13 protein-coding genes and 1 tRNA gene are annotated in these 15,506 nt (G+C 42.6%); 9 read left to right on the top strand and 5 right to left on the bottom strand.

Annotation, left to right across the window (positions count from 1 at the left end):
- Together BN3283_RS08460 and BN3283_RS08455 are read right to left on the bottom strand one after the other, a co-directional pair.
- The gene (locus BN3283_RS08460; protein WP_059026377.1) at nucleotides 1-522 is read right to left on the bottom strand and encodes a DUF4199 domain-containing protein; all 522 of its coding nucleotides are present in this window, start codon (nucleotides 520-522) and stop codon (nucleotides 1-3) included.
- 8 nt (nucleotides 523-530) lie between these two features.
- Nucleotides 531-1,451, bottom strand: a complete 921-nt coding sequence (locus BN3283_RS08455) for a glucosaminidase domain-containing protein (protein ID WP_286137608.1) — start codon at nucleotides 1,449-1,451, stop codon at nucleotides 531-533.
- Nucleotides 1,452-1,499: 48 nt separating this feature from the next.
- On the opposite strand from BN3283_RS08455, the gene cdd reads away from it, so the two are divergent.
- On the top strand, nucleotides 1,500-1,961 hold the full coding sequence (gene cdd / locus BN3283_RS08450) for a cytidine deaminase (RefSeq protein ID WP_059026376.1): 462 nt from the start codon (nucleotides 1,500-1,502) through the stop codon (nucleotides 1,959-1,961).
- Nucleotides 1,962-2,033: 72 nt separating this feature from the next.
- Here cdd and recR read toward each other — a convergent pair whose 3' ends face one another.
- The gene (recR, locus tag BN3283_RS08445; RefSeq protein WP_041504307.1) at nucleotides 2,034-2,645 is read right to left on the bottom strand and encodes a recombination mediator RecR; all 612 of its coding nucleotides are present in this window, start codon (nucleotides 2,643-2,645) and stop codon (nucleotides 2,034-2,036) included.
- Nucleotides 2,646-4,370 (bottom strand): single-stranded-DNA-specific exonuclease RecJ, encoded by a 1,725-nt coding sequence (gene recJ, locus BN3283_RS08440; protein ID WP_041504308.1) that lies wholly within the window; start codon nucleotides 4,368-4,370, stop codon nucleotides 2,646-2,648.
- A gap of 334 nt (nucleotides 4,371-4,704) precedes the next feature.
- Here recJ and lysS point away from each other — a divergent pair, with 334 nt between their 5' ends.
- The 8 genes from lysS to BN3283_RS08400 all read left to right on the top strand — a co-directional run bounded on the left by lysS (nucleotide 4,705) and on the right by BN3283_RS08400 (nucleotide 13,485).
- A complete protein-coding gene (lysS, locus tag BN3283_RS08435) occupies nucleotides 4,705-6,432 on the top strand; it encodes a lysine--tRNA ligase (RefSeq protein ID WP_059026375.1) in 1,728 nt (575 codons plus the stop codon).
- An 80-nt stretch (nucleotides 6,433-6,512) separates the two neighbouring features.
- A complete protein-coding gene (locus BN3283_RS08430) occupies nucleotides 6,513-7,514 on the top strand; it encodes an NAD(P)H-dependent glycerol-3-phosphate dehydrogenase (RefSeq protein ID WP_041504310.1) in 1,002 nt (333 codons plus the stop codon).
- A gap of 63 nt (nucleotides 7,515-7,577) precedes the next feature.
- Entirely contained in the window at nucleotides 7,578-8,549 is a 972-nt protein-coding gene (locus tag BN3283_RS08425; RefSeq protein ID WP_286137607.1) for a nucleoside recognition domain-containing protein, read from the top strand.
- Between the two features lie 4 nt (nucleotides 8,550-8,553).
- Nucleotides 8,554-9,753 carry a hypothetical protein gene (locus BN3283_RS08420; RefSeq protein ID WP_059026373.1) on the top strand — a complete coding sequence of 400 codons (1,200 nt, stop codon included), beginning with the start codon at nucleotides 8,554-8,556 and terminating at the stop codon, nucleotides 9,751-9,753.
- 22 nt (nucleotides 9,754-9,775) lie between these two features.
- On the top strand, nucleotides 9,776-11,437 hold the full coding sequence (locus BN3283_RS08415; protein ID WP_059026372.1) for a putative transporter: 1,662 nt from the start codon (nucleotides 9,776-9,778) through the stop codon (nucleotides 11,435-11,437).
- A gap of 38 nt (nucleotides 11,438-11,475) precedes the next feature.
- Entirely contained in the window at nucleotides 11,476-12,546 is a 1,071-nt protein-coding gene (gene mnmA / locus BN3283_RS08410) for a tRNA 2-thiouridine(34) synthase MnmA (protein WP_059026371.1), read from the top strand.
- A 150-nt stretch (nucleotides 12,547-12,696) separates the two neighbouring features.
- Nucleotides 12,697-12,769, top strand: a tRNA-Trp gene (locus tag BN3283_RS08405).
- Between the two features lie 65 nt (nucleotides 12,770-12,834).
- Nucleotides 12,835-13,485 carry an HAD family hydrolase gene (locus BN3283_RS08400; RefSeq protein WP_059026370.1) on the top strand — a complete coding sequence of 217 codons (651 nt, stop codon included), beginning with the start codon at nucleotides 12,835-12,837 and terminating at the stop codon, nucleotides 13,483-13,485.
- A 307-nt stretch (nucleotides 13,486-13,792) separates the two neighbouring features.
- On the opposite strand, the gene BN3283_RS08395 is transcribed toward BN3283_RS08400, so the two are convergent.
- Nucleotides 13,793-15,463 (bottom strand): nucleoside kinase, encoded by a 1,671-nt coding sequence (locus tag BN3283_RS08395; protein WP_059026369.1) that lies wholly within the window; start codon nucleotides 15,461-15,463, stop codon nucleotides 13,793-13,795.
- Nucleotides 15,464-15,506: the final 43 nt, after the last annotated feature.

The following is a 15,506-nucleotide window of genomic DNA, read 5'->3' as shown; positions in this document are numbered from 1 at the left end:
TTAATAACGAGAAACGCGTTTGCGTAAAATCCCGGCTAAAAATAGCGTGAGAATGATACCGAAAAATAGTTTGTTCAGGAACTCTCCGACAGCGATACTGGCGGGATACAAAAAAGATTGAATACTTTTTTCAAACGTTTCGTAAAGAGGCGTGTTCCCGTATATTTGTTTTAGGATGGAGAGCATTACTTTTTTGAATTGCTCCATCAGATCGGGATCACTCGTGTAAAAAATAAAGATGTATAAGGCATAGAGAAAAGAGGCAATCGTTAGGATATATATTCCGGTCGAGAAGGATTTTCCGTAAGAGATGATTCCTTCTAAATGGTCGTCCCGGAATTTTTTTATTCCTAAAAAAATACCGGCAATCGTTAGCATTAAAATGATGTTGTTCAGTTGCGGGTTCAGTGAGATATTTTTCCCGCTCCAGAAGAACACTAAAGAAGCTACGATATAACTTCCGCCGACAAATAGACCGAAGATACTATTGTAGAGTAAAAATTCACTTGTTGTTTTTTTCATTATGACGATCAATAGAGTTGAGAATAACCTCTTAGAGATATCATTTCGCCGATTTGAGGCTGGCCTCCGTTTTCCATAAAATTATATCGAAGTAACCGATTCAATTTGATACCGTATATTTGAGAAATCATATACATGCTATCTCCTTTTTTGACTTTATGAAAGGTATAGCCTTTAGGCGCTTTATTTCTCTTGTGCTTTAGAAATACATGCATACCTGTTCGAATGGAAGTCTCCTTTTTGTCGTTGTAAGCCAATAACCGTTTTAACGGGATTCCGAAATACCGGGCAATGGCTTCGAACGTGTCCCCTTCCTTAATTTTGATACAGGGTCTGTTGTTGATATACACGACTCGTTGTTGATAGTCCGGTCCCCCGTTCAGGGTGTAATTCATTTCGTAGGGAATCGGTTTTACCCGTTTCCCGGGGCGGTCGTAGATGAATAATTTTTCTTCCTCGATGATTCTGATCAGCTTTTGAGCATAATCCGGTGCCGTGGCATATCCTGCTTTTTTCAATCCTTTGGCCCATCCTTTGTAGTCCGTTTTAGAAAGCTCGAAAAGAAAGGAGTATCTCGAGCGTGAAGTCAGGAAGTTACTGTGGTCTACCCATGACTGTTCCGGACTTTTGTATTTACGGAAACATTCGTTTTTCCGGTCATCGTCTTTTTTAAAACTGGGGCCGCTCCAGTCATGGCATTTGATACCGAAATGATTATTGGCATTTATAGAGAGCTCGGATCTGCCGCAACCCGATTCCAATATTCCTTGAGCTAATTTAATACTGGCGGGGATACCGGTACGGTCCATTTCCTGAATCGCGAGATCCTTGTATTTTTTGATATAGTGTTGTCTGCTATCCGGATTTGCCGCGGCTACTTGGCAACAAGCCAAGCAAAAAATGAAAAAAAAGTAAAATTTGTTCATCATCGGATATATTGTTTTATATTAGGCGGTAAAAATAATAAAAAAAACAGAATGGAAAAAGCGGAATTGAAGATAGAATACAAGGTATATAAAGAATCTTGCCCGGAAGAGTATGAGGAGTTATGTCATGCTGCCTCTGAAATGACGCGTAATGCTTATTGTAAATACTCCGAATTTGCGGTAGGAGCAGCTGTTTTGCTGAATAACGGGGAGATCGTGTGCGGTTCGAATCAGGAAAATGCGGCTTTCCCCTCGGGAATCTGCGCCGAGCGTACGGCTTTGTTTTATGCCTGTTCCTCCTTTCCAGAGGTGGGAGTAAAAGCCATGGCTGTTGCGGCCTGTAATAAAGGGGTCCCTTTGGAAGAGTTTATAACTCCCTGCGGAGCCTGCCGACAAGTGGTCTCCGAAGTGATAAAGCGATACCGGTCTGACTTCGACGTTGTTTTAATAGGACGAAAAACGACTATCAGTGTTAAAGCCAGTCAATTACTGCCTTTTGCCTTTGATATGTAATTCCGGGAAGCCGTATTTCATGATACCCTATTGATTAAACGGCGGAGCATGGAGATATAAAAGGTGCGGGGTTCAGATTTTGAACGCTACCCGGTTGATGATGGAACGTCCTAAAGTGAGTTCGTCGGTATATTCGAGATCGTTTCCCACGGCGATTCCTTTGGAAAGGGTGCTGATAATCAATTCTTCCCGTCGGGGTAGTTTTTTGTAGATATAGTAACCGGTAGTATCTCCTTCAATGGTGGCTCGCAAGGCGAAAATGATCTCTTTTACCGGAGAGGTTGATATCCGGGAAATTAACGTGTCAATATGTAAATCGGCCGGTCCGACGCCGTCCATGGGAGAGATGATTCCTCCCAGTACGTGGTAAATACCGTGGTATTGTCCTGTGGCTTCGATAGACATCAGATCCCTGATGTCTTCCACGATGCAAATCGTGCCGGTGTCCCGTTGCGGATCGACACAGATTTCGCATGTTTCCTGATCCGTGATGTTATGACATTGGTTGCATTCCCGAATGGATTCTTTTAACTGCAAAATGCTGTTTGTGAACTGTTCGACCTCTTCCTTATTTCGGTGTAGTATATGAAGGGCGAATCGGAGGGCCGTTTTACGTCCGATACCCGGTAGGGTGGCAAATTGTTCTACCGCTTTTTCTACTAATTTGGAAGAGAACGATTGCATTTATCTATTATCTTCTTTGAATTTAATATCTCGAATCATCATTTGTATATCGATTTTTCCCATGAAAACGTTTTCTTGCAAGGTGTAACAGATGTCGAAATATTCTCCTTTACTGATGCGGTTAAAGTAATCCCCCATGCTGAAGGCGATGCCGCTCCGGTCATTACAGATACGGGTGTCGTCTACCACCACTAATTTGAGATGTTCGTTGTTACGTCCGACCTGCTTTGATCCGATAAAATTGGTCACGTTTTCCGTCATGAAAACGGGAATGTTGTTATTCGGTCCGAAAGGAGCGAATTTTTGAATCATGTTATAAAGCTCCGGAGTGATATCTCCCAATTTTATTTTAGCATCGATATTGATTTGCGGAATCAACATCTCGTCGGTGATCGTTTCACTGACGATTTGTTGGAATCTTTTACGGAAGGGTTCGATGTTTTCGAGTTTTAACGTTAACCCGGCAGCATATTTGTGTCCCCCGTAATTTTCTAAATATTCACTGCATTGGGAAATGGCGTAATAAAGGTCGAATCCCTCTACCGAACGTGCGGATCCCGTAGCTAAACCGTTAGACTCGGTCAGGATGACGGTCGGCCTGTAATAGTACTCCGTTAATCGGGATGCCACGATTCCGATAACTCCTTTATGCCAGTTGGGATTAAATAAAACCGTGGCTTTCTGGGATTGATCGTATTGGGCCTGACCGATATACTCCAAGGCTTCTTCCGTGATGTTGTGATCCAGTTTTTTGCGTTGGTCGTTGAAGTTATTGATGCTTTCGGCAACCTCCATCGCCTTTTGGGCATCATCGGCGATGAGTAGTTCGACCGATTTATTACCCGATTCAACCCGTCCGGCAGCATTGATCTTGGGGCCGATACGGAAAACGATATCGTTGATCGTTAGAGGTTTATTGATGCCGGAAAATTTTAATATGGTGTTCAGCCCCAAGCTGGGGCGTTCGTTGAGCTGTTGTAGGCCGTAGTGAGCCAGTATTCGGTTTTCTCCCGTAATGGGAACGATATCGCTGGCGATGCTGACACATATAAGATCCAATAAACTGTAAAGTTCCGACATCGGAAGATCGTGTTTCAAACTATAAGCTTGGGCCAATTTGAAACTTACGCCGCAACCGCTGAGCCAACGATAGGGATAGTTGCAGTCGCTCCGTTGCGGATCCAATACGGCAACGGCTTCCGGTAGTTGCTCTCCGGGGGTGTGATGATCACAAATAATTACATCTACCCCTTTGGTTTGAGCGTATCGGACTTTTTCTACGGCTTTTACTCCGCAATCGGTGACAATCATGAGGGTGATTCCGTGTTGGGCGGCATAATCGATGGCCCGAATAGAAACCCCGTAACCTTCCGTATAACGATCCGGTATATAATACTCCGGTTTTTCACATTTATTTTTAAGGTATTTGTACAGTAATGCCACGGCCGTTGTGCCGTCTACGTCATAATCTCCGTAGATCATGATTTTCTCTTCCGTTTGAATGGCTTTTTCTAATCGGGCAACCGCTTTGTCCATGTCTTTCATCAGGAAGGGATCGTGCAGCATGTTTAAAGTCGGATTGAAGAAAGCGTGGGCCTCGCCTGCAGTTTCTATCCCTCTTTGTATTAAAAGGTTTGCAATGACATGACTGCAGTTAAGTTGTTTTGATAAAGTTTCTATTTTTTCCCACTCCGGTGGGGTATTGACTACCCATCTTTTTTTCATTATACACTTTCTCCTATTCAGCTACAAAGTAGTAGAATTTCCCCGTGATTTCAAAAGATTCGTAGTTATATTTTTTTAACCGATAGAGTATTTTATGCTATCGAATTGTAAATCAGAGCGGGCTAAAAGTTAAAAGATAGAGGATAAACCTAAAAGTTTGAAAAAAGAGGGGAGGTTGAGATAGGGGTGAATAAACTTTTTTCACTTTTCATTTTTCAATGATGGAATCGGTTTGTTATGAATTAGTAAATCTAAAATTATTACTATCTTTGCACTTTATTAAAACTTTCGTTTGCGCGAAGTATGTTCTAAAACCGCTAAAAGTTGATTGAAAATGAGCATAGAATTAAGTGAACAGGAAATAATTCGTCGGAACTCGTTGAATGAGTTGAATAAGATGGGGATAAATGCTTATCCGGCTCCGGAATTTAAGGTTACTCATCTCTCTAAAGAGATTCGGGATAAGTTTGAAACCTCTCCCGAAGAGTTACAGGAGGAGGTGGTGATTGCCGGCCGGATGATGAGTCGGCGGATCATGGGTAAGGCTTCGTTTTTTGAAATACAGGATGCTGCCGGTCGGATACAGGTATACGTGAGTCGAGATGATATTTCGGAGGGAGAGGATAGTACGATGTATAATGTGGTATTTAAGAAACTGATGGATATCGGAGATATCGTCGGCGTGAAAGGCCATGTATTCCGTACTAATATGGGAGAAATTTCCGTACATGCCAAGGAACTGACCATGTTATCCAAATCTTTGCGTCCGCTTCCGGTCGTAAAAGAAAAAGACGGAAAAGTATTCGATGCGTTTACGGATCCTGAAATGCGTTATCGCCAACGTTATTTGGATCTGATCGTGAATCCGCAAGTGAAAGAGGTATTCGTGAAGCGTACCAAGATGATCAATGCTATTCGTCAATTCTATAATGAAATGGGGTGTGTGGAAGTGGAGACGCCTGTTTTGCAAGCCATACCGGGAGGTGCTTCGGCCCGTCCTTTTATTACGCATCATAATGCATTGGATATCCCTCTCTATTTGAGGATTGCTAATGAATTGTATTTAAAGCGGTTAATTGTCGGAGGTTTTAACGGAGTTTACGAGTTTTCCCGGAATTTCAGGAACGAGGGAATGGATCGTACCCATAATCCGGAGTTCACTTGTATGGAGGTATACGTGGCTTATAAGGATTATAAGTGGATGATGGATTGTACGGAGCGTATGATAGAGGCGGCGGCATTGGCGGTAAACGGAACGACGAAAGCTCCGTTTGGCGAAAATGAGGTGGACTTTAAGCGTCCTTTTAAAAGAATAAGGATGGCGGATGCCATAAAAGAATATACCGGTTATGATATTACCGGAAAAAGTGAAGAGGAGATTCGGGCGTTTTGTTTATCCATCGGATTAAAGGTAGATGAAACCATGGGGAAAGGGAAACTGATAGACGAGTTGTTTGGAGAGAAGTGTGAAGGTCATTATATTCAACCGACATTTATCTACGATTATCCGGTCGAAATGTCCCCGTTAACCAAAATGCACCGGACGGATCCCGGCGTGACGGAACGTTTCGAGTTGTTCGTGAACGGAAAGGAGGTGGCAAACGCTTACTCCGAGTTGAACGATCCGATAGATCAATTGAATCGGTTTAAGGATCAATTGGCTTTACAGGAGAGGGGGGATGATGAGGCTATGTTCATCGACTACGATTTCGTGCGGGCATTGGAGTACGGTATGCCTCCTACCTCAGGAATGGGAATAGGAATCGATCGTTTATGTATGTTTTTGACGAACAGTGCTTCGATCCAAGATGTTTTGCTTTTCCCTCAAATGAAACCGGAAAAGAAAATACCGGTAGATGGCGATGAGAAATTTTTAGAATTGGGGATTGCAGAAGAGTGGATTCCTGTGATTCGGAAGATCGGTCACCAAACCGTGGAGTCATTGAAGGAAGTTGAGAATCCGAATAAGTTTCACCAGGAATTGTGCGGGATTAATAAAAAAGAAAAATTAGGATTGACGAACCCGACACAGGATGAGGTAAGGGTGTGGTTGAATAAATAAATTTAAAGTTTTATATTGCGATTTACGATTCACAAATGATATTCGTGAATCGTAAATCGTTCATTATTAATAGAAGTATCATGCAAATAAGTGATAAACCCAGGATCGGGATTGTCGGCGGAGGTAGTTGGGCTACTGCCATATCTAAGATGCTGACGGAAAACAATGGTCGTATTAATTGGTTTATGCGCAATATAGAGACCATAAAGGCTTTTAAAGGTTTGAATCACAATCCGCGGTATTTGTGTGAAGTTGAATTTGACCTGGAGAAAATTAATTTTACCGATGATTTGGATAAATTGGTTACTCAATCGGATATTATTGTTTTTGCCATTCCGAGTGCCTTTTTGAAAAATGTGGTATCTCGATTACGGGTTCCGTTGAAAGAGAAAATTGTCGTATCCGCCATAAAAGGATTGATTCCGGACGATAATTTGATTATCGGGGAGTTTTTTCATAAATGTTATGATGTACCTTTCGGGCAGATCGTAATTATTTCCGGTCCCTGCCATGCCGAAGAGATTGCTTTGGAGCGTCTCTCTTATCTTACTTTTTCATGTGAAGATTTGAAATTGGCCCGGGCGATAGCGCAATTGTTTGAGTGTCATTACGTGAAAACGGCGATATCGGATGATATTTACGGGACGGAGTACGGAGCCGTATTGAAAAACGTCTTTGCCATTGCGGCCGGAATTTGTCATGGATTGAGATACGGCGATAATTTTCAGGCTGTTTTGATATCCAATGCGATTCAGGAGATGAAGCGTTTCGTGGATGCGGTACATCCGATAGAACGGGATATTAAAAATTCGGCTTATCTGGGAGACCTGTTGGTAACGGCTTATTCACAATTTAGTCGGAACCGGACTTTCGGAACCATGATCGGGAAAGGATATTCCGTGAAGTCGGCTCAATTAGAGATGTTAATGATCGCGGAAGGGTATTTTGGTGTGAAGGGAATTCATGAGATCAATGAACATTATAACGTACATATGCCTATTACCAATGCGGTTTATAATATTTTATACGAGAGAATAAGCCCGACGATGGAGATACGGCTTTTAACGGATGAATTAAGGTAGCATGTTTAAGGGGGATGATGCCGAAAAAATGATTTTAATTTGGAATTGTAAATTAAGCGTGTGGTGAAAAAGATAGGGAAAAGGATGGGACATTGTGTAAGTAAGGCGTTGCCGGTTGCCTTGCGGACGTCGTCGTGGTTTTTGAAAATCATGTTACCCGTCTCATTGTTCGTCACGTTGCTTTCTTATTTCGATATTCTGCCTTATATCTCCTCTTTTGCAGCTCCTTTATTTAAATGGGTCGGGTTGCCGGGCGATGCGGCATTGGTTTTTGTCACGAGTATTTTTACGAATATATACACGGTGATCGCTTTGCTTTCGACGCTGGATTTTACCGTACGGGAGTGTGTGATTATGGCGACCATGTGCCTGATTTCTCATAATTTTATCGTGGAGACTTTGGTGTTGCAGAAAACGGGTTCTTCTTTTATAGGTATGATTGTTTTAAGGATCGTTATGAGTTTTGTCGCTGCGTTCGGATTGAATATTTTATTGCCGGAGATGGGAGAAAAAATGATGAAGGAGACTTTAACGGTTTTACCGTTTTGGGTAACGATGCAGCATTGGCTGGTTAATGCCCTGTTTCTCTCTTTGAAAATCGTAGGGGTGATTTCGGGGTTAATGATTTTGCAACGGGTCTTGGAGGAGTTTGGTGTATTAAAAGTATTGTCCGGTTTATTATCGCCCCTGATGCGTATTTTCGGGTTATCTCCCGAGGTCGCTTTTCTTTGGTTGGTAGGTAATACCGTGGGATTGGCCTATGGTTCGGCCATCATGTTGGATTGTGCGAAATCGGGTAAGTTGAGTCACCGGGAAGCGAATTTACTGAACCATCATTTGGCGATCTCCCATTCTCAGTTGGAGGATCCTCTTCTGTTTTGGGTTATGGGCTTACCTTTTTGGTGGTTGATGTTACCGAGAATGGTGCTGGCTTTGATCGTCGTGTGGATAAAAAGAGGGGAGTATTTTATACGTTCTCGTCATGATCATGAAAAGTGGCTTGTAAAATCTCAGGTATCCAATTCTTTAAATTAGTGTTATGGAATATACAATAGAAGAAGTTAAGAATGAACAACAGGCAAAAGAGTTTTTGATGTTGCCTGTGACCCTTTATAAAAATGATAAAAATTGGGTACGTCCTTTAGACAATGATATCAATAATGTATTTGATCCTGATAAAAATCCTTATTTTAAGCACGGAGAATGTACCCGTTGGTTACTGAGGGATGAAAACGGAGTTTGCGTGGGAAGGGTAGCTTCTTTTATCGATGAACATACCTGTCGTATGGATTCTTATGCTGTGGGGGGAATGGGTTTCTTTGAATGTATCGATGATCGAAAGGCGGCTTTTATGCTTTTTGATCGTTGCCGGGAGTGGTTGGAAGCCAGGGGAATGGAGGCGATGGAGGGGCCCGTGAATTTTGGCGAACGCAATGAATGGTGGGGCCTCTTGGTGGACGGTTTTGTGCAACCAAACTATGGAATGCCTTACACGCATAAATATTATATAAAATTTTTCGAAGAGTACGGTTTCCTGGATTATTTCAAGCAATATACCTATCGGACCCGGTTGGTTGTGGAAAGTCTTTCGAAAGTAGTGGTATGGAAGTCGGATCGTTTATTGAAAAATCCGGATTATTCGATTGTATGTTACTCTCAAATAGATGCCCGGGAGGCGAAAAAAGCCTTTTTAGAGGTATATAATCATGCTTGGAACGAGAATGTACACGGGGTGGGGAAAATGCAAATGGAGCAGGTGGAAGCCCTGTTTAAGACTATTAAGCCGATTTTAGACCCGAATCTGTTGTATTTTGCCTATTATAAGGGACGACCGATTGGTTTTTTTATCATGTTTCCGGAATTGAACTATATTATCAAACACCTCAATGGGAAATTGAACGGAATAGGATTTTTAAAATTTTTATATTACCGTCATATCAAGAAAGGAAATGTGGCGTTGGGACAGATTTTTGGAGTGGTGTCCGAGTTTCAGGGAAAGGGTGTTGAAGCCGCTTTGATCCGGGTATTTTGTAGTAATATAATCGAAAGGCGTAAGAAATATGATTGGTTGGAGATGAACTGGATAGGTGATTTTAATCCGCAGATGATTCATTTGATGGAGTATATAGGAGCAAAGATATCCAAGACGCATATTACATATCGTAAATTGTTCCGGGAGGATATCCGCTTCTGCCGTTCGATAGATAAAATGAAAGAACGTTCGGAAACGAATTCGTAATTATTAAATAAACAGATATTGTATGGCTTGGTTAGACTCCTTATTTTTCGGGCAAGGTATAGCGCACTCCGTCTTGGTGTTCGCTATCGTTATCGCTATCGGAATTGTTTTGGGTAAAGTAAAGATAAAAGGGATTTCCCTGGGTATTACCTGGATACTTTTCGTGGGTATTATCTGTAGTCATTTCGGGATGAGGGTGGATGAACCGACATTGCATTTTGTAAAAGAGTTCGGATTGATCCTTTTCGTGTATTCCGTGGGAATGCAGGTCGGGCCCGGTTTTTTTTCCTCTTTTAAGAAAGGGGGATTGACCTTGAACGTGTTGGCCTCAATGATTGTCTTTTTGGGCGTGATCACGGCCTACGTGATTCACTTGATAACCGGATTGCCGATAACGACTATGGTAGGAATCCTTTCGGGAGCCGTAACCAATACTCCGGGATTGGGAGCTGCTCAGCAAGCCTATACGGATATGACCGGCATAGGTGATCCTACGATTCCTTTAGGTTACGCGATTGCCTACCCTTTGGGGGTTATCGGAATCATCGGGTCTATTTTACTGATACGTGTGATTTTCAGGATTAAATTTGAACGTGAGCATGAGGTATTGGAAAAGCAGGATGAAGATAAGGCCACGAGTGCGCAACAATTTTCCGTGAAAGTCACTAATCCGGCTCTGTTTGGCAAGGACGTGATGGAGGTAACCCGTCTTATCAACCGTAAGTTTGTTTTTTCCAGGGTTTGCCATGGGGATGACCGGATTGAAATCGGTTCTTCCGATACCCGATTGAAGGCGGGGGATAAACTATTGGTTGTGGCTGCCTCGAAAGATATGGAGGCTATTACAGCCTTTTTGGGAGAACAGGTGGATGTTGCCTGGGAACAATTGGATAAACAGCTGGTTTCAAGACGGGTTGTCATTACCAAATCCGATATAAACGGAAAGTTATTGGGAGAGATGAAGTTGCGGAACTGTTTCGGCGTAAACGTGACGCGGGTAAATCGCGCCGGTTTCGATTTGGTCGCTAAGCCGAATTTGCAATTGCAGATGGGAGACCGTTTGACTGTCGTGGGGCCGGAGGCTGCTGTTAATAATGTGGCGAAGGTATTGGGTAATTCGTTGCGTAGGTTGAGAGAACCCAATTTGGTTCCTATATTCTTAGGTATATTTTTGGGCGTTTTTTTGGGAAGTATTCCTTTTACGTTCCCGGGTATTCCTCAACCGGTGAAATTAGGATTGGCGGGAGGTCCTTTAATCGTTTCCATATTGATCAGTCGTTTTGGTCCTCATTATAAGTTGGTGACCTATACCACGATGAGTGCGAATCTAATGTTGCGGGAGGTGGGAATTTCTCTGTTCCTGGCCGGTGTCGGGTTGGGAGCCGGAGAAGGATTCGTGGGGACGGTGATCGATGGGGGCGGATTGAATTGGATCGGATACGGCGTCGTAATTACCGTTTTACCCTTATTGATCGTGGGGATCATTGCCAGGCTTTTCTATAAAATCAATTACTTTACTTTGATGGGATTGATCGCCGGCAGCACGACAGACCCGCCCGCTTTAGCTTATTCGAATGGAGTGGTCGGAAACGATATGCCTTCGGTGAGTTATGCAACGGTTTATCCGTTAACCATGTTCCTGCGCGTATTGACAGCACAGCTTTTAATTTTGTTTGTAGCATGAGGGAAGGATGATTTTGTTAATTGTATCTGATTCGAAGAATGCGAAAAATAGTCGTCGGTCTTAGCGGAGGGGTAGATAGTTTTGTGACAGCCTTGTTGTTACGACGACAGGGGTATGAGGTTATAGGGGTAAATATGGATCTATGGCCGGCGAATGGGCAGGTACACAATCGTGATTTGGAGGAGTTTTGTAAACAAATAGAAATTCCCTTGTATCGTATTGAAGGGAGGGAACGTTTTGGACGTGACGTGGTTCTTCCTTTTCTTCAGGGGTATTTGGCGGGTATTACACCGAATCCGTGTGCCGTGTGTAACCGTTTTGTCAAATGGGAATTGTTGAAAGAGTTTGCGGATCGGCAAGGAATTCAACATATAGCGACAGGACATTATGTGCGCATCGGTAAAGAGAACGGACACTATTACATATACAAAGGGGTGGATTCCAATAAAGATCAATCTTATTTTTTGTGGGGAGTGAACGAGATGATTTTGAGCAGGGCCTTGACTCCGTTGGGAAACTACAGGAAAGAGGAGGTAAAAGAGATAGCCCGAATGAATGGTTTCCCGCTGCTTGCCAAGCAAAGGGAGAGCTCCGGGATCTGTTTTTTACAAGGAACGGATTATCGTACGTTTATCTGTCAACATACCGGATCGTCTTTTGGCTCCTCAACGGGTGAGATATGGGATGAGCAGGGTAATGTATTGGGAAGCCATCATGGAGTTTTGAATTACACGATCGGACAAAAGCGGGATATTCCTTTAAAGGACGGGAATTCTCAATATGTTTCCCGGATAGAGGCGGGTAGTAACCGGATTATCGTGAGTGATAAATCTGCGTTGTTCCGGAAGCGCATAGAGATAGAATCCGTTCATCTTATTGATCCAGAAGAGATGAATGCTGCAGATATAGAGGTAAAAGTCAGGGGATTGGGGTTAAATCCGTCGGGGTATGTTCAGGTGGAGAAGTTACCCGGGAATCGGTTGATGTTGTATTTGTCCCATCCGGCCTGGGCGGTAGCTCCCGGACAACCGGTAGCTCTCTACCGGGGAGAGCGGTTGGTCGGAGGGGGAATCGTTCGAAAAACGATCATTGACGGTGATGAATCTTAAAATCGGAATTTTTCGGGAGTGGAGTGAAAATTTGATGCATTAAGTGGCTTAGGCTCTGGAAACTCCGATCGGTGTCGGGAAAATGACCGGAGAGGCTATGGTTTCTACTTGTTTTTCTCGAGAAAAATCTGTTATTTTGCAACGCTAAACACGGGAGTGGCTCAGTTGGTAGAGCATCGGTCTCCAAAACCGAGGGTCGGGAGTTCGAACCTCTCCTCCCGTGCATAGAACCACCTGCCGAGGTGGTTTTTTTATTTGATAGCGGATGAATGTTTTAAAGGTATGCCTATGGTTAAGTTAGTCATATTTGATTTGGACGGTACTTTGTTGAACTCGTTGGATGATTTGGCGGTTAGCACGAATTATGCTTTGCAAAAGCATCGCTATCCCACTCATGAGTTGCTTGAATATCGACGTTTCGTGGGAAACGGAATCAACAAGTTGTTGGAACGTGCGTTGCCGGAAGAGGCGAGAACCGAAGAAAATGTGTTAAAGATACGGGAGGATTTTATGGCTTATTATGCCGTGCATAAAGCCGATTACACGGCTCCCTATCCGGGAATAGCGGAGTTGCTGGAGGCCTTGAGAAAGAAAAATATTTTATTGGCGGTGGCTTCTAATAAATACCATTCGGCAACTCAAGCTTTAATCCCTCATTATTTCGGTGAAAATACCTTCGGTTTTGTTTATGGTCAACGGGAAGGTGTTCCGGTGAAACCAGATCCGACAATTGTTTTTGATATTCTAAAGGAGGCCGGGGTAAAACCGGAAGAAGCATTGTATGTAGGAGATTCCGGCGTAGATATGCAGACCGCATCTAATAGCGGGATCGTCTCAATCGGGGTGACCTGGGGATTCCGTTCTGCTGAAGAATTGAAAGAAAACGGAGCGATACATATCGTTGACCGTCCTTCCGATATTTTGAAATTATTGCGATAATAGGGGATCCTGCGGTAAGAGGAACAGGTGATTCTGCAACTGATCACCTGTTCCTCCTATCCGCATACTCATTTTGAATCAACAGAATTCTGTGATTCAATGATTTATTGATTCCGTGATGCAATTACAACCTTCCAATCATCAATCTATTAATCACCCGATCCACGTGTTCATTGTAAATTTTAGATTGTAGATTGTAAATTAAGAAAATAGCGTTCCATTTACAATTACAATATACAATCTTTTTAATCTCTAAATCGCTTAATCTCTAAATCTCAGAATCCTTTAATCTTTTCTTTGTCTTTTGTCAGTATTTGAAAGAGCTGCCTCCGAGAAATTCGCGAATAATGGAAGTCGGCGGAATTTCTCTGGTAGGAACGGATTGTACATAGGAGAAGAACTTTAAGAGACGTAGAGCCTTGGAGTGTTCCGGGTATTTGGTCAGTACCTCTTCCAGTAAAGGAACAGCTTGTTGTTTAAGAGCTCCTAATTCGTATACCAATGCCGAATTGAAAATAACATCTGCTTCTTCTTGATAAGGTTCGATGTGTTTTTGTTCTCCGGATAGTACGCTTTCCCATCGTTTAAGGGTGTCCCAAGCCGAATATCCCCGGTATTTATGATCGCGAACCATCCGTCGGATCAAACGATTGTCCTTGGGGTTTATGATATTGTGGTTGTCAATGGATATTGAAGTTAATGCCGAAATAAAGATTTTGAAAAGATTTTCTTGGGGCAGGAACTCCGTCAAACGAGGATTCAGACCATGTATGCCTTCCACTATAATCACGTTATTCTTTGAGATCCTGAGTTTTTCTCCGTCGTAAAAACGTTGTCCCGTTTCAAAGGAGAATTTTGGAATCTCGACCTCATTTCCTTGTAGTAATTGCAGGATATTATCGTTGAACGTGTCGATATCGAGAGCGTCAATGGTTTCGAAATCGTATTCTCCTTTTTCGTCTCTGGGGGTATTTTCCCGGTCGACGAAATAGTTATCTAAGGATAAATTTACGGGTTTGATTCCATTGACCATGAGTTGCACGGCCAATCGTTTGCCAAATGTTGTTTTACCGGAAGATGAAGGACCGGCGATCAGGATTACCTTTACCTTTTTGTGTTTCTTTTTGACTAAATCCGCTATTTGGGAAATTTTTTTCTCGTGGAGAGCTTCACTTATTTTGATCATGGCTCCCACTTGTTTATTTTCTATAATTTGGTTCAGATCTCCGATTTGAGAAATTTCCAGGATTTTTCCCCATCTCTTGTATTCACTGAAAATGTTGAATAATTTCTCTTGTGGGATTAAGGGTGAGATTTCCGTCGGATTGTTTCTGTCGGGTAACATCAACAACATACCGTCTTTATAGGAGATCAGATCGAATACTTTCAGACAACCCGTGGTTGGAGCAAGAGTTCCGTAGAAATAATCCGAGGTCCCGTTAATGGAATATACCGAAGTATACATCTTGCCGCGGGTGGAAAGCAAGAGTTTTTTGTCCTTCAATCCTTCCCGTTGAAAAAGTTTTATAGCTTCTTCCGTGGGGGTCTCCCGGCGTATTATCTCCGTGTTTTGTTCGATGATTCTGGTCATTTCTTCTTTCAGACCCAGGATTGTTTCGGGCGTAAGAACCAGGTCCTTATTTGCGATCCGGCAAAACAGACCGTTGGAGATAGAGTATTCGACAATCAACGTCTTTTTCGGGAAAAGCGTTTTTACGGCTTTATAGAGAACGAAAATAAGAGAACGGATATAGATGCTATAACCGTCGAGAGAGGTAACGTCTATAAAGTTTATCCATTTGGGATTGTAAATCTCGTAATGTAAATCCTGTAATTCGTTATTGACTAACGCACCGAGTATATTTTGATGGTTCTGGGGGAATACGATTTGTTTGAGTTCTTTCAAACTGCATCCTGTGGGTATTATATATTCTTGTTTGTTATTTTCACAATAGATCGTTATTTTATTTTTTTCCATAGCATTGAATATTTTATTTTTTAGGGAACTCATACTTACGAAA

It is taken from the genome of Gabonibacter massiliensis (assembly GCA_001487125.1).
Taxonomy (GTDB): domain Bacteria; phylum Bacteroidota; class Bacteroidia; order Bacteroidales; family Marinifilaceae; genus Gabonibacter; species Gabonibacter massiliensis.
The sequence above is the reverse complement of the archived record's forward strand: the minus strand, read 5'-3'. Positions and strand labels throughout refer to the sequence as shown.

What these genes read in the sequence shown, in the direction of transcription:
- mnmA (WP_059026371.1), top strand. Translation starts at nt 11,476, where the DNA reads ATGCGAAAAATAGTCGTCGGTCTTAGCGGAGGGGTAGATAGTTTTGTG.
- lysS (WP_059026375.1), top strand. Translation starts at nt 4,705, where the DNA reads ATGAGCATAGAATTAAGTGAACAGGAAATAATTCGTCGGAACTCGTTG.
- BN3283_RS08420 (WP_059026373.1), top strand. Translation starts at nt 8,554, where the DNA reads ATGGAATATACAATAGAAGAAGTTAAGAATGAACAACAGGCAAAAGAG.
- BN3283_RS08415 (WP_059026372.1), top strand. Translation starts at nt 9,776, where the DNA reads ATGGCTTGGTTAGACTCCTTATTTTTCGGGCAAGGTATAGCGCACTCC.
- BN3283_RS08395 (WP_059026369.1), bottom strand. Translation starts at nt 15,463, where the DNA reads ATGGAAAAAAATAAAATAACGATCTATTGTGAAAATAACAAACAAGAA.
- BN3283_RS08455 (WP_286137608.1), bottom strand. Translation starts at nt 1,451, where the DNA reads ATGATGAACAAATTTTACTTTTTTTTCATTTTTTGCTTGGCTTGTTGC.
- cdd (WP_059026376.1), top strand. Translation starts at nt 1,500, where the DNA reads ATGGAAAAAGCGGAATTGAAGATAGAATACAAGGTATATAAAGAATCT.
- BN3283_RS08400 (WP_059026370.1), top strand. Translation starts at nt 12,835, where the DNA reads ATGGTTAAGTTAGTCATATTTGATTTGGACGGTACTTTGTTGAACTCG.
- recR (WP_041504307.1), bottom strand. Translation starts at nt 2,645, where the DNA reads ATGCAATCGTTCTCTTCCAAATTAGTAGAAAAAGCGGTAGAACAATTT.
- BN3283_RS08460 (WP_059026377.1), bottom strand. Translation starts at nt 522, where the DNA reads ATGAAAAAAACAACAAGTGAATTTTTACTCTACAATAGTATCTTCGGT.
- recJ (WP_041504308.1), bottom strand. Translation starts at nt 4,370, where the DNA reads ATGAAAAAAAGATGGGTAGTCAATACCCCACCGGAGTGGGAAAAAATA.
- BN3283_RS08430 (WP_041504310.1), top strand. Translation starts at nt 6,513, where the DNA reads ATGCAAATAAGTGATAAACCCAGGATCGGGATTGTCGGCGGAGGTAGT.